This is a genomic window from Paenibacillus sp. tmac-D7, from assembly GCF_006519665.1.
Taxonomy (GTDB): Bacteria; Bacillota; Bacilli; order Paenibacillales; family NBRC-103111; genus Paenibacillus_G; species Paenibacillus_G validus.
On the sequence record NZ_VIDW01000005.1, the window covers coordinates 197,198 to 210,266 of the forward strand.

The 13,069-nt window shown below is 53.6% G+C and carries 15 protein-coding genes; 9 read left to right on the forward strand and 6 right to left on the reverse strand.

Annotated features, from left to right (window positions below; all coding sequences use genetic code 11):
* The first annotated feature begins 43 nt into the window (after positions 1-43).
* The gene (gene cls, locus FKP33_RS05910) at positions 44-1,474 is read left to right on the forward strand and encodes a cardiolipin synthase (RefSeq protein ID WP_127606834.1); all 1,431 of its coding nucleotides are present in this window, start codon (positions 44-46) and stop codon (positions 1,472-1,474) included.
* Here cls and ligD read toward each other — a convergent pair.
* The 5 genes from ligD to FKP33_RS05935 form a co-directional block, all read right to left on the reverse strand.
* Positions 1,467-2,378: a non-homologous end-joining DNA ligase gene (gene ligD / locus FKP33_RS05915; protein WP_127606836.1), complete on the reverse strand. Its 912-nt coding sequence runs from the start codon at positions 2,376-2,378 to the stop codon at positions 1,467-1,469. The two genes, cls and ligD, sit on opposite strands and share 8 nt — an antisense overlap.
* A gap of 85 nt (positions 2,379-2,463) precedes the next feature.
* Positions 2,464-3,615 (reverse strand): cation:proton antiporter, encoded by a 1,152-nt coding sequence (locus FKP33_RS05920; RefSeq protein ID WP_127606838.1) that lies wholly within the window; start codon positions 3,613-3,615, stop codon positions 2,464-2,466.
* 235 nt (positions 3,616-3,850) lie between these two features.
* The gene (arsC, locus tag FKP33_RS05925) at positions 3,851-4,273 is read right to left on the reverse strand and encodes an arsenate reductase (thioredoxin) (protein ID WP_127606840.1); all 423 of its coding nucleotides are present in this window, start codon (positions 4,271-4,273) and stop codon (positions 3,851-3,853) included.
* A gap of 43 nt (positions 4,274-4,316) precedes the next feature.
* A complete protein-coding gene (locus tag FKP33_RS05930; RefSeq protein ID WP_054797569.1) occupies positions 4,317-5,609 on the reverse strand; it encodes an arsenic transporter in 1,293 nt (430 codons plus the stop codon).
* A 16-nt stretch (positions 5,610-5,625) separates the two neighbouring features.
* A complete protein-coding gene (locus tag FKP33_RS05935) occupies positions 5,626-5,916 on the reverse strand; it encodes an ArsR/SmtB family transcription factor (protein WP_230876192.1) in 291 nt (96 codons plus the stop codon).
* Positions 5,917-6,104: 188 nt separating this feature from the next.
* Between FKP33_RS05935 and FKP33_RS05940 the strand changes: the two genes are divergently transcribed.
* Positions 6,105-7,088, forward strand: a complete 984-nt coding sequence (locus FKP33_RS05940) for an ATP-dependent DNA ligase (protein ID WP_372813757.1) — start codon at positions 6,105-6,107, stop codon at positions 7,086-7,088.
* Between the two features lie 82 nt (positions 7,089-7,170).
* Here the strand turns inward: FKP33_RS05940 and ku are convergent, their stop codons facing one another.
* Positions 7,171-8,052 (reverse strand): non-homologous end joining protein Ku, encoded by an 882-nt coding sequence (gene ku, locus FKP33_RS05945; protein WP_141334176.1) that lies wholly within the window; start codon positions 8,050-8,052, stop codon positions 7,171-7,173.
* Between the two features lie 200 nt (positions 8,053-8,252).
* Between ku and FKP33_RS05950 the strand changes: the two genes are divergently transcribed.
* The 7 genes from FKP33_RS05950 (at position 8,253) to tsaD (ending at position 12,810) form a co-directional block, all read left to right on the forward strand.
* Positions 8,253-8,456 (forward strand): hypothetical protein, encoded by a 204-nt coding sequence (locus FKP33_RS05950; RefSeq protein ID WP_054797571.1) that lies wholly within the window; start codon positions 8,253-8,255, stop codon positions 8,454-8,456.
* Entirely contained in the window at positions 8,453-8,635 is a 183-nt protein-coding gene (locus FKP33_RS05955; RefSeq protein ID WP_054800003.1) for an H-type small acid-soluble spore protein, read from the forward strand. The genes FKP33_RS05950 and FKP33_RS05955 overlap by 4 nt, the downstream gene beginning before the upstream one ends.
* A 137-nt stretch (positions 8,636-8,772) precedes the next feature.
* A complete protein-coding gene (gene thiL, locus FKP33_RS05960; RefSeq protein ID WP_141334178.1) occupies positions 8,773-9,831 on the forward strand; it encodes a thiamine-phosphate kinase in 1,059 nt (352 codons plus the stop codon).
* Between the two features lie 2 nt (positions 9,832-9,833).
* The gene (tsaE, locus tag FKP33_RS05965; protein WP_054797573.1) at positions 9,834-10,310 is read left to right on the forward strand and encodes a tRNA (adenosine(37)-N6)-threonylcarbamoyltransferase complex ATPase subunit type 1 TsaE; all 477 of its coding nucleotides are present in this window, start codon (positions 9,834-9,836) and stop codon (positions 10,308-10,310) included.
* Positions 10,271-11,158, forward strand: coding sequence for a tRNA (adenosine(37)-N6)-threonylcarbamoyltransferase complex dimerization subunit type 1 TsaB (tsaB, locus tag FKP33_RS05970; RefSeq protein WP_230876182.1), 888 nt, complete (start codon positions 10,271-10,273; stop codon positions 11,156-11,158). The genes tsaE and tsaB overlap by 40 nt, the downstream gene beginning before the upstream one ends.
* Before the next feature lie 16 nt (positions 11,159-11,174).
* Positions 11,175-11,675, forward strand: coding sequence for a ribosomal protein S18-alanine N-acetyltransferase (rimI, locus tag FKP33_RS05975; protein WP_127606848.1), 501 nt, complete (start codon positions 11,175-11,177; stop codon positions 11,673-11,675).
* 67 nt (positions 11,676-11,742) lie between these two features.
* Positions 11,743-12,810 carry a tRNA (adenosine(37)-N6)-threonylcarbamoyltransferase complex transferase subunit TsaD gene (tsaD, locus tag FKP33_RS05980; protein WP_054797575.1) on the forward strand — a complete coding sequence of 356 codons (1,068 nt, stop codon included), beginning with the start codon at positions 11,743-11,745 and terminating at the stop codon, positions 12,808-12,810.
* Positions 12,811-13,069: the final 259 nt, after the last annotated feature.

A 13,069-nucleotide genomic window follows, 5' to 3' on the forward strand; every position in this document is an offset into this window, starting at 1 on the left:
AAGAAGGAAGCGGTATCCTGCATCCGTATGAGGAGGTGAAGCGGTGCTTTGGCTCGTCATCGCACTTGTCCTGTTTGTCATTCAAATTTTGACGATTCTCATAGGGGAGTTCCGGCACCCGTCCAAGGCGATGGCCTGGTTATTTGTTTTGTTCATTATTCCGGTGATCGGGTTCGTTGTCTATTATTTTTTGGCAACTGAATATTCCCAGCGGAAAAAAGTAAAACGAAAAGGGCTTCGGCTCGTAAAGGATATTCGGCACATGGGGAAGAAGCAAATCCCCTTCGATGTGGAGATTGAGGAGGAGCGGCTTCAAGGGTGGCGGCAGGAGCCCCGGTTGTTCGCGCTCTTGAATAACATGCCGGGTTCGCAAATCATGATGCGCAACGAAGTGAAGGTGCTGACGAATGCGTCAGTCGCCTATCCGGCGATACTGGAAGCGATGGAGAAGGCCGAGCGCTTCATCCATTTCGAATTTTATACGATCCGGCACGACGCGACAGGCCGGAAGTTTCAAGACGTGCTGATGCGCAAAGCGCGCGAAGGCGTTAAGGTACGGTGCATATTCGACGGAATCGGCAGCTACCAGCTCAGCGAGAAATTCATTGGTGAACTGAAGCAAGCGGGCTGCGAGGTGTATTTCTTTTTGCCGGCGTTGATCGCCTTCTTCGATAAGCGGATCAATTACCGGAATCACCGGAAAATCGTCGTGGTCGACGGCTTGAAGGGTTTTCTGGGCGGCATGAACATCGGGGATGAATACTTGGGCGGCAATCCGAAGCTCGGGTTTTGGCGCGATACGCATATAGCATTCGAAGGGGATGCGGTCTATGCGCTGCAGAATACGTTCTTGACCGACTGGCATTTCGTCAGCGGCTATCGTTTGACCGATACGGGCTTGTTTCCCGAGCACGAATGCGCCGGCCGGAAGCCGGTGCAAATTTTGTCCAGCGGCCCGGATGCTCATTGGGACACGGTTCTGGAGATGTACTTCGGAGCGATTACGACAGCGAAGAAGCGGATCTTTATCACGACGCCTTATTTTATTCCGGAGGCCAGCATCATCATGGGGTTGAAAACGGCGGCCATCAGCGGCGTCGACGTGCGCGTCATTTATCCGAAGAAGCCCGATTCGCGGATCGTCAACTACGCCTCGTTATCGTTTATGGAAGAACTGATGCAAGCGGGGGTTCGCTTCTACGCTTACCACAAAGGATTCGTTCACGCCAAAGTGATCCTGATCGATCATCTGCTCGCCTCCGTCGGCACGGCCAACATGGATATGCGCAGCTTCTACAGCAATTTCGAAATGAACGCGGTTTTATTCGATAAGGAGACGCTGCAGCGTATCGAATCCGATTACTTGCAGGATTTGAAGGATAGCCGGGAGCTGAAGCTGGACCAGTTCGAAAGACGCTCCCGGTATCAGAAAGGCAAGGAAGTGGTAGCGCGGCTCTTATCGCCGCTTATGTAGGAGGCAGGATGGAGAGAACGTGGTCCAGGCTTTGCGGAGGGACGGCGGCGATCAGATCGCCCTTTTGCTGCAGCCGTTCTACGATGTTCAACAGATGAAATTCCCGCGGATCGCAGCGCAGCCGAACTTCGCTCCAATCCAGCGGCGTCGAGACCGTGGCATCCCGCCGGGCACGCGGCGTGTAGGGGGCGGATAACGTTTTACCGTACCAGTGCTGCAAATAATCGATATAAATCTTCGTCCCGCGATCCTTCTTCAGGCGCTCGACGGTGAACAGCCCGGGATACTTCTGAACGGCATACTGGGCGACGAATGCGCCGATCCGTCTCAGCTGTTCGAACGTATATCCGCGCTCCGCCGGAATCGGCACGTAAATTTGTACGCCGGTGGCGCCCGACGTCTTCGGGATGGAACGGATGTTCATCTTGTCGAGAATGTCCCCGATCACCTCCGCAGCCTCCATAATGCGCGGCTCCGGATCAAGGCTCGGATCGATGTCGATCAGCCATTCCACCGGCAGCTTTTCGCCGATCCGGTGGAAGGACGGGTGAAACTCCAGACAAGCGAGATTGCCGAGCCACAGCAAGGTCGGCAGCGAGTCGAGATGCACGTAGCGAATGTCCTCCAGCGTCGCCGTTTTCACGAAATGGGGCGTAGGCTCCGGGGCGTTTTTTTGATAAAACGACTTGTCGTTCCACCCGTGCGGAAAGCGGATCGTCGTCAAATACCGGTCGCGGCAGTATTTCAGCAAATAGGGGGCAAGCTGTGCCAATTTCTCCAGATACATCGCTTTCGTAATGTTCTTCTCCGGCCATAACGGCTTCTCCGGATTCGTCACGGTAAGCTCCTGGCCGTCGATTGTGATCGTCCCTTTCACCGGCGGTCGTTTCGTCGTGGGGCTCAATCGGCGTCCCTTCTTTCCTTGTCGGATTGCCGTTATTATCCGTTGCCGGAGAGGGAACTATACGGGTGTTTCGTCAAGGCGTGGCCTACTGCTTCTGCTGCTTCCCGGTCTCCGGTTTATGGAAGAACAGCTTCATCATGGGCGGAGTCACAATCGTGGTGACCAGCACGACGACGACGATCACAGAAAACAACTCGGGTTGAAGCAGATTGCTTTCCAAACCGATAGCCGCAATGATGAGTGCAACCTCTCCGCGGGATACCATAGCTGCGCCAATCCCTAAGGAACTCCTCCATGAAAATCCGGCTAATTTGGCTCCGATCGCCGACCCGGCCAGCTTCGTTGCTATGGCGAGCAGGCTTAGCCCGATAATGAGCCCGATATGCTGTGCGATTCCGCTAAATTCAGCGGTTACACCGATCGATGTGAAGAAGACGGGAACGAAGATGGAGTAGCCGATCGTTTCGACTTTTTCCGTTATCTCATGCTTGTATTTTGTCAAGCTGATGGCAACACCGGCGATATAGGCTCCGATGATAGCAGCCACGCCTGCATATTCTGCTAAATACGCATAAACAAAGCAAATCATTAAACCTGCGGAAATGACCGCCTCCGTGACGCGAAGGGGCGCGAATTTTTTCAGAACCCAAGGAACGACTTTCCAAGCCAGAAGGATGGCCACCGCGAAGAATGCAACCTTCTTCAGAACGACGGTCCCCAGATGGACATCGCCGCCTGCAAAGCTCATGACAAACGCGAGCGCAATAACGACGAGAATGTCGTCGATCACGGCCGCGCCCAATATGGTGGTCCCTTCGCGCGACTTTAATCTGCCCATTTCCTTCAACGCTTGAACGGAGATGCTCACGCTTGTAGCCGAGAGCAGCAGTCCAAGGAAGATAGACTCGGTCGGAGCCAGACCGATGGTCATACCGGCCAAATACCCCAGTGAAAAAGGTACAACGATGCCGCTAACCCCTACGAAGGCTGAAGCTTTCCCGGTACGCTTGAACTCTTCCGTGTCCGTTTCCAGCCCTGCAATGAACATCAGCAAGATAACGCCGATTTGACTGATTTCTTTCAAAATATCCGTGTTGGTGACAATCCCAAGCACGCTTGGTCCTAAGAAGATACCGATGAGAAGCTTGCCCAGCACGGAGGGTTGTCCCAGCTTGACGCTGAGGTCTCCGGCGATTTTGGAGGCAAGCAAGATGACGGCTAGTTGAAAAATAAGCATGATGATTCCACCTTTCATTTTTTATTCTTTGTGGAAGTACGAAAAAAATACAAAAAGAGCCTGTCAAACCATAGCCGCTAAAATGAACATAGCAAGGCCAGGGTGACAGACTCCTCCGAAAAACAATGTTAGATTTAATTGTTAAGGTAATACGTGCAAGGACTTGATACTTATACGCGGCTAAGATGTAAAGGTTTCATAACCGGGCCGTTAAATCAGGCTACAAACCATTATGCTATTGACCGGTTGCGACGAATTGTTCCACACGCGCCTTGATGGCATCGCGAACCTCACGAAATTTGGCCAGGATCTCTTCCTCGGTGCCCGTCGCTTTAGCCGGATCCTCGAAGCCCCAGTGCCATTTCACAACATGCTTATTCGAGATGACGGGACAATGCTCATCCGCATGTCCGCAAAGCGTAATGACATAATCGGCCTTGTTCAACAGCTCGGGATCGATCACATCGGAGGAATTCCCGCTAATGTCGACGTTCGCTTCCTTCATGACCTGTACCGCTCTCGGATTCAAGCCGTGTGCCTCCAAACCGGCGCTTTTCACCTCATAGTTGTGGCCGCCGAGCGCTTTCAGAAACCCGTCGGCCATTTGGCTGCGGCAAGAATTGCCTGTGCATAAGAAGTAAACCCGTTTTTTATCCATGATAAGCTCTCCTTTTGAATTACATTTGAAGTTCAACCGAGTCTTACGAAATCACGCTTAGCCACAAATAAAGCCCTGTTAAGGTGATCAGCAAAGTGGGAACGGTCAGCAAGACGCCTATTTTAAAGTAATACCCCCATGTAATGGTGACCCCTTTCTTGGACAAAACATGGAGCCACAGCAGCGTTGCCAAAGATCCGATCGGTGTGATTTTCGGTCCAAGATCCGAACCGATGACATTCGCGTAGATCAGCGACTCCCGAATAACAGCGGTCGTATTCGTGCCCTGAATAGCCAACGCATCAATCATGACGGTAGGCATGTTGTTCATCATGGACGATAGCAGGGCGGCAATGAACCCCATTCCTATTGTAGAAGCAAACAGGCCTTGATCGGCAATCCTTTGTATAAGTCCACCCAATATATCCGTCAACCCGGCGTTTCGGAGTCCGTACACGACGACGTACATCCCTATCGAGAAAATGACGACCGCCCATGGCGCCTCTTTGACGATGCGTTTCGTTTCCATATGCGGACTTTTCCGCGCGGCCGCAATAAACGTAAGAGCGGCGGCCAGCGCAATAACCGAAACAGGCAAAGCGATGAATTCGCTTAGAAAATAGGCAGCCAGCAGCACCCCCAGGATCACCCATGATAATCGAAACAACCGGATATCTTTGATCGCCTCGTGAGGCTTCTTGATGTCCTCATAGCGATAGGCTTCGGGTATGCTTTTGCGGAAATACAGATACAGTACAAGCAGGCTGGCAAGCAGCGAAAAGAGGTTCGGTACGATCATCCGGCTCGCATATTCCGCAAAGCCGATTCCAAAATAATCGGCCGACACGATATTGACCAGGTTGCTGATGACAAGCGGCAACGAGGTTGTGTCCGCAATAAAGCCGCTGGCCATAATGAACGGCAGAACCTTGTTCTCTTCAAATTTCAACGCTCTCACCATAGCCAATACGATAGGCGTCATGATCAGAGCTGCGCCGTCATTGGCGAACAAAGCGGCAACCGCCGCACCCAACAACCCCATATAGACGAACATCAGAACGCCGTTGCCCCCGGCCAAACGGGCCATATGAAGCGCCGACCACTCGAAGAACCCAATATCGTCAAGTATAAGAGAGATGAGGATAATGGCCACGAAAGCTAAAGTGGCATTCCATACGATACCGGTAACGGTCCATACGTCAGTGATGGAAACTACACCGCATAGAAGCGCTGCAACAGCGCCGCCGCTTGCAGACCAGCCGATGCCTAGTTGTTTCGGCTGCCAAATGACAAAAATCAACGTAATGGTAAAAATCAATAATGCGGCGATGGCCATGAGTTCCTCCTGTTGGTTAACAAATCCCTTTAACTTGAAGCACTTTTTCTTTAAACGAAGGGAGATAGTTTAATGTCTCCTCCAAATACGGTTTGTCGCTCACGTTAAGAGCATAGTAAACCCATTGTCCTTTTCTGGTTTCCGTAACTAACCCCGCGGCTTTCAGCTTGCGCAGATGCTGACTTACGTTAGGCTGGGTCGACTGTAAAATTTCAACCAGGTCGCACACGCACATTTCCCGTTCTTTCAGGCATGCAAGAATGGTCAAGCGGGACTTGTCGCTAAGCATCTTATAATGTTCGGCCATGACCTCCAATTGCTCCACATTCATTCAACCTCCCTAAGCACGCTTTTGCTGCTCCTTAAATCATAGTATAAATATATAATCAATTACTTATATAATCAATGGCTTATATTTTAATTTTGTGTAAAGACACGGATGCGTGCCGGCTACATGATTGGACTTCAAATGACTAAAGCTAAGGAGAGAACTTGATGAGTCATGAAACAGCTGAAGGAGGCGCTATGATTTTAAAGCCGGTCGTTCCATTCGAACCTATAAACACCGATAAACTTCCAGCAGGGGATCATTGGGTTGCGCAAGTAAAGTGGGACGGAGTTCGCATGTTATCCTACTTCGACGGATCGAACGTCCAATTGGTGAATCGGAAATTAAATAATCGTTCCCTGCAATATCCCGAGTTTTTGTCTCCCTCCCGGTACTGTACGGCTTCTTCGTTTATATTGGACGGCGAATTCATCGCATTTGACGATAACAAACCGTCGTTTCATGAGATTATGAAGCGCGATAGCTTGAGAAAAAAACAAAGTATAGAGCTCGCGGTCGCTCAAACCCCCGTCACGTATATGGTATTTGACATTTTGTTCTGCAATGGAGCATGGGTAACAGACCGAGCTCTTTCGGAGAGACAACAAATTTTACAAGACCTGATCATTTCGCAGCCCGACGTCCAGACCGTTCAAAACTTTACCGACGCCGAAGGATTGCTGGCCGTCATGATCGAGCATCAAATGGAAGGGGTCATCTGCAAGAAGCTGGACAGCTCCTACGCGATAAACGGGAAAGATAAGCGCTGGCAGAAGCGTAAAGTGTTTTGGGATCTTTTTGCGGTAGTGGCAGGCGTTACTTTCAGGGGGGATGTCGTTAACTCCTTGCTGCTTGGATTGTATGATCAGGAAGGAAAGCTGTACTACATCGGTCATGCAGGCACCGGTAAGGTCACCCATCGCGAGTGGCGTGAATTGACGCAAAGAGTGGCCCCTCTTGCTACTAGAGTTAAACCGTTTGCCAATGAGCCTGAGAGAAGCAAAGATGCTGTTTGGGTAACCCCGGAAATTGTCGTTAAAGTACAGTTTTTGGAGTGGACTCCGGGGCAAACGATGAGGCATCCGAGTATTCAGGCTTTTGTCGATATACCTCCAAATCAATGTACGATGAAGCAAATTGTACATAAATAAAACAGGGGGCTGCCGCACAAATAAACCTAGCCGAATCAGCCAGGTTTATATCATGCCGGAGACTTTCCGACGGTCTATCCGTTTACGACGGCACGGTTTCCTTGTCTTTGGCCTTGCCTTTTGTGCTTTTGGCTCTCGATTTCGGCTTGTCCGGTTTGGCGCGGTCTGCAGGTAGAGGCGTCGGCTCCGACGAGACAGGCTTGACCGCCTCCAGACTTGCTTGCAAGGCCGACATTAAGTCGATAACGTTCGCACGGTGCGGCTCCGGCGCCACGCTGATTTGCTGGCCCGACACCTTCTGTTCGATGGCCTGCAGCACGGCGGCCCGGTAATCGTCCTTATACTTCTCCGGCTCGAAGGGCGTGGAAAGCTGACTGATCAGCATCTTCGCCATGTCGAGCTCCTTGTCGTTGACGTTGCTTTGCTCCGGCAAATTCGGAACCTGATCCACAGATCGTATCTCATCGGGATAAAAGATCGTTTCCATCGCAATGCAGCGGTCGATAACACGGATAGCCGCCAAGCTGCTCTTCGATCGGATCGATACTTTCGCTATGCCGATTTTGCCGGTTTGCTTCATCGCTTCCAGCAGCAGACTGTAAGCGCCGGCCCCCGTTTCATTCGGCGCCAAGTAATACGTCTTCTGGAAATAAACCGGATCGATTTCCGACAAATCCACAAAGTCGAGAATTTTAATCTCTTTCGTCACCTCGCCGGTCAGCTTCTCCAGTTCGTCCTTCTCAAACAAGACGAAAGCGCCCGGCTCATACTCATATCCGCGCGAAATTTCTCCCCATTCGACTTCTCTCTCGCAGTGCTGGCATTTTCTCACGAAATTGAGCGGCGTGTTGCATGCGGTGTGAATCATTCTCATTGAGATGTCTTTATCTTCCGTGGCCGAGAACATCTTAACCGGCACATGCACAAGACCGAAGCTGATTGCGCCTTTCCATACGGTATGCATAAGCAAGCCTCCTTTGGACCGAAGTGCGGGCCCTTTTCCATAGTATGCGCAGAGAGGGCTCCACTCATTGAAGGTTTGGCTGGGAAGTTTTTTGCGGCTTCCGCCCGGCGAATGGACGAAAGCTTCGCCGGACAAGCTACCGTGTAAGGAGCTTGTCGGCTCTTTAGCGTATTTAAACGATGAGAGGAGGGTGAATACGGGTGAGCGAAGCGAACACATCCGGCGGTTTGGAAACAAACGATTCCACGCTTGAGGGAAGAGACTCGCATTTTATGGACATCGATCGGATGATCAACGAAGGTCTTGGTGGAGGCAACGTTACTCTGCACAACGGCCTGATCGACGATTCGACAACGGATACGATGGATCATCCCGACTCGGTGACCGGAGGTGAGGAACGATGAGAGTGCATCGGGCGCAAGAAATTTTGAACGCCGAGACGAAGATCGAGGTTGAATTCAACGGCGTTCCCGTCTGGATCGATAGCGTGGACCTGGAGCAGAAAACGGCCAAAGTGCACGCTGAAGATCAGCCGGCCGATGTGAAAGTCGTTCCGGTCGAAGCGCTGCAGGAGATCGAATAGAAGACGATCGAACGAAAGCCAGGCTTCCCGGCTTGCGCGAGCTTCCACGCCCGTGCGAGCCGGGAAGCTTTTGTGTTGCTACGAACCATTCGCAAGGTCTATAATGGGGTCATTACGTATTGCGGAGGCGGATATTTTTGGGAACGGTCGATGAATTTGCGCTGATCCGCTTGCTGACCGGCGGCAAGCAATCGACCGCCTTTCAGCGGGAGGGCGGAGTTGAGACCGGGATCGGTGATGATGCGGCGGTCGTGAATGTGAATCCGGGCACACAGTTGATTCTAACCTGTGACACGATGACGGAAGATATTCACTTCAAGCCTGTGACGATGCGATCCAGGGACATCGGGTTCAAAGCGATGGCTTCGGCGGTCAGCGACATTGCGGCGATGGGCGGCAAGCCCAGGTTCGCGCTGGTTGCACTCAGCTTGCCGAAGCAAACGCCTTTGGAACGGGTTCGCAGCTTATATGAAGGTTTGTATGATTGCGCCAACCGCTACGGCGTTCGCGTCGTTGGCGGAGACACGACCTCCTCGATCGGCGGCATGACCGTATCGGTGACGGTTATCGGCGAGACGGCCGCCGGTCAGGCGCTGCTTCGTTCGTCGGCGAAAGTGGGAGATGTTGTTTTCGCCACGGGGTACTTGGGGCGTTCCGCTGCAGGACTGGACTGGCTGTTGCAACGCAATCTGCCGCTTGAGCCCGAGGGAGCGGATGCCGAATCGCTCGCCTATGCGAAGCTGGTGGAGGCGCACTGCCGTCCGCTTCCGCAAATCGAAGCCGGGCTCGCGCTTCGCCAGTCCGGCCTGTGCCGCGCCCTTAACGACGTGAGCGATGGATTATCGAGTGAAGCATGGGAAATCGCTGAAGCATCGGGCGTGGGAATCGATTTGATCGAAGAGAGGATCCCGATTGCGGACGAGCTTTATACCTACGCGGCAGCCTCTGGCAAAGACCCGCTCGACTATGTGCTTTACGGAGGCGAAGATTACGAGCTGCTGGGCACCGCTCCCGCGGAGCATGCCTTGGAGCTGCAGATTGCGCTTGGCAAGGCGGGTGTTTCTCTTCACCTGATCGGTTACGTGAACGGCGAGCATTCAGGCGTACGTTTGATTCGCAGCGGCGGCGAAGTCATGCCGCTTGACAAGAAAGGGTATAATCATTTTAACGACGTCGGCGGAAAGGACGGGGTGTAACCATGTCCTCATATGTATTTATCGCACATGGGCTGGAGGATACCGTCAAGCTTGCGGCACGCTTGGCCTCGTTGTTTGTGCCGGGGACGGTTATCGCGCTTGACGGCGAACTCGGGGCGGGCAAGACGGCATTCTCTCAAGCCGTCGCGAAGGCGATCGGCGTGGAAGAAGTGGTCAACAGCCCCACGTTTACGATTATTAAAGAGTACGAGGGAACGAAGCTCCCTTTTTATCATATGGATGTGTACCGGTTGTCCTTGGAGGAAGCGGACGAGCTTGGGCTTGACGATTACTTCTACGGCGAAGGGATTACGCTGATCGAATGGGCTTCGCTTATCGAGGAGCTGCTTCCTCCCGAGCGTCTTTCGATTCAGTTGGAGCACGGGGAGAACCAGTCCCGCCGCTTTCGTATCGTCCCGAAAGGGGAGCCGTATCGGCAATGGTGCATACAGTTAAAGGAGAACGGATTGTTATTATGATGACAGCGGCGCGGCAATACGATGATGAACTATGGATGCTTTCGGTCGATACGTCCACGACGTCGATGACGACGGCGCTCTCGCGCGGCGGCGAATGGACCGGAGAACTTACCTCCTATGCGGAGCGGAACCATTCGTTATATTTGGTACCCACCCTGCAGAAGCTGATGGCTGAAGCCGGTATCCGGCCGAAGGAGCTGTCTGCCTTTGCGGTCGGCGTTGGTCCGGGCTCGTATACGGGCGTACGGATTGGCGTCACCGTGGCCAAAACGTTCGCATGGACGCATAACCTCGCTTTAATCGGGGTATCGACGCTTGAAGCGATGGCTCTGGGCGGCGCTTATATGACCGCGACGGGGGAGCAGGCGGATACCGGTGAAACAATAGTCGGTCAAGGAGGCCGGCTGGCGGCGATGGATGTCGTGTTGCAGCAGGCGAACGGGCAGCAGGAGAAGACCTGGGTCGTGCCGATGATCGAAGCCCGCAGAGGACAAGCTTTTGCTGCGGTTTACGAAGCTTCGCCCGCCGGCTGGCGTTGTGTCGTGCCGGACGGCATCCGGCTGATGGCGGCCTGGATGGACGATTTGCGCGTACAGGCGGAAGCGGATAAGCCGGTTCGAATTATTTTTACAGGCGAGGTCGGGCTGCATCGGGAGACGATTCAAGCGATGGCGAATCTTTGGAGCGGGTCTGTGCACACGACGGAGCATGGCTTGAGAGCCCGGTTCGTGGCGGAGCTCGGTCGTATGCGCTGGAAGCGGGGGGATTTGGAGCATGTTCATGCATTGGTTCCGAACTATACGCAATTGGCGGAAGCCGAGGCGAAACTTCTCGCCCAAGGGACCTAAGGGAGGCTTCGCGAAGATGAATGAGTTCCATCATACGGCGGAGGCCGATCACGATACAGTTCGATTTCGTGCAATGACCGAGGCGGACATTCCCGCTATTTGTGAAATTGAGCAGGAATCGTTCACGACGCCATGGACGGCAGGCGCTTTTCACAACGAATTGACCAACAATCAATTTGCCAAATATACCGTGCTGGAGTTCGACGGTGAGGTCGCCGGTTACGGCGGCATGTGGCTTATCATGGAAGAGGCGCATGTGACGAACATTGCGATTCGCCAAAAGTACCGCGGGCAAAAGCTCGGCGAACGTCTGCTGACGGAAATGCAGCAAACGGCCAGCTTATTCGGCGTGCAGCGCATGACGCTTGAGGTGCGGCCCTCCAATGAGATTGCCCGGCGGCTGTACGAAAAAAAAGGCTTTCGGTCGGTCGGTGTGCGCCGCGGTTATTACACGGACAACCAGGAAGACGCGATCATCATGTGGGCGGACTTGCCGAAGATCAGCCGGAAGGCTTAGGCTTAGCTCAATTTGCCGGAAAGCTTATCTCAGTTTGATAGAGGATTTGGATAGGAGCGATACGTCTGTGAATACGAAAGCAGGGGCAAGCCACGGGCCGGGGGAAAGGTCCGGCGGGGAGCCCGTCTATATACTGGCGGTGGAAACGAGCTGTGACGAAACTTCGGTAGCGATCGTGCGAGACGGCCAAGAGATTTTGTCCAACGTCGTGTCCAGCCAAGTGGCCACGCATGAGCGGTTTGGCGGCGTAGTGCCGGAGGTAGCCTCCCGTAAGCACGTGGAAACGATCACCTGTATCATCGAGGAAGCGATCGAACAATCGGGGGTGTCTCCGGCTGCGCTCTCCGCGGTTGCGGTCACGCAGGGCCCGGGTCTCGTCGGCTCGCTGCTGGTCGGTATGGTAGCCGCCAAGACATTAGCGCTCGCATTGGAGCTGCCGCTCATTGGCGTGCATCATATTGCGGGGCATATTTATGCGAATCAGCTTGTTCATGAGCTCGCGTATCCGTTCGTCGCGCTCGTGGTTTCGGGCGGGCATACCGAGCTTGTATACGTCGAATCCGAAGGCGTCTTCCGCATTATCGGACAGACCCGTGACGACGCGGCCGGCGAGGCCTACGACAAAGTGGCCCGAGCCTTGAAGCTGCCGTATCCGGGCGGCCCGCACATTGACCGGCTTGCGCATGAAACCGGGGAAGGGGTGACGCTTCCCCGGGCCTGGCTGGAGCCGGATTCTTACGACTTCAGCTTCAGCGGGCTGAAGTCGGCGGTATTGGCCGCGTTGAATACCGCGGCGATGAAAGGGCAGCCACTGGCGCCGGAGGCCGTGGCCAAGGGATTCCAGGACTCGGTCATCGATGTCCTGGTGGAGAAGGCACTTCGCGCCGTGAAGGCTTACGGCGCGAAGCAGCTGCTGTTGGCGGGCGGGGTTGCCGCCAACAAAGGGCTGCGCGCCGCCTTGGAGGCGCGCTGTGCACAGGCGGGCGTGCCGCTGCTGGCGCCGCCGCTGAGCCTGTGCACGGATAACGCGGCGATGATTGCCGCCGCGGCGTTCTTGAAATATCGGCGCGGTCAGTTCGCGCCGCTGGAGTTGAAAGCCGAGCCGCTGCTGAAGCTGGAGGCCTGGTCGGTATAAGGCGCAGCCGTCCGTTCTTTGAGAGAGCGGGCGGCTTTTTATGTCTGGCAGGAATTACCTCGAACTTTTCGGTTGCTTTTCATTCTTAGTTTTGGTATATTACTTTTTGCCGCTTCTGAGGCAGGCACGATTGGCTGCATTCGTTACAAGAAACTTTTAAAAAAAAGACTTGCAATTTACGAATCGATCGTGTTAATATATGAAAGCTGCTTCGAGAGGTTGATTGAACCGACCGGAACAGTGGGATTATGAATAGTAG

Coding starts and splice junctions, on each gene's coding strand:
- FKP33_RS05920 (WP_127606838.1), bottom strand. CDS start 3,615: ATGCTTATTTTTCAACTAGCCGTCATCTTGCTTGCCTCCAAAATCGCC.
- arsC (WP_127606840.1), bottom strand. CDS start 4,273: ATGGATAAAAAACGGGTTTACTTCTTATGCACAGGCAATTCTTGCCGC.
- FKP33_RS05930 (WP_054797569.1), bottom strand. CDS start 5,609: ATGGCCATCGCCGCATTATTGATTTTTACCATTACGTTGATTTTTGTC.
- FKP33_RS05935 (WP_230876192.1), bottom strand. CDS start 5,916: ATGGCCGAACATTATAAGATGCTTAGCGACAAGTCCCGCTTGACCATT.
- FKP33_RS05940 (WP_372813757.1), top strand. CDS start 6,105: ATGAGTCATGAAACAGCTGAAGGAGGCGCTATGATTTTAAAGCCGGTC.
- ku (WP_141334176.1), bottom strand. CDS start 8,052: ATGCATACCGTATGGAAAGGCGCAATCAGCTTCGGTCTTGTGCATGTG.
- FKP33_RS05955 (WP_054800003.1), top strand. CDS start 8,453: ATGAGAGTGCATCGGGCGCAAGAAATTTTGAACGCCGAGACGAAGATC.
- tsaE (WP_054797573.1), top strand. CDS start 9,834: ATGTCCTCATATGTATTTATCGCACATGGGCTGGAGGATACCGTCAAG.
- tsaB (WP_230876182.1), top strand. CDS start 10,271: ATGGTGCATACAGTTAAAGGAGAACGGATTGTTATTATGATGACAGCG.
- rimI (WP_127606848.1), top strand. CDS start 11,175: ATGAATGAGTTCCATCATACGGCGGAGGCCGATCACGATACAGTTCGA.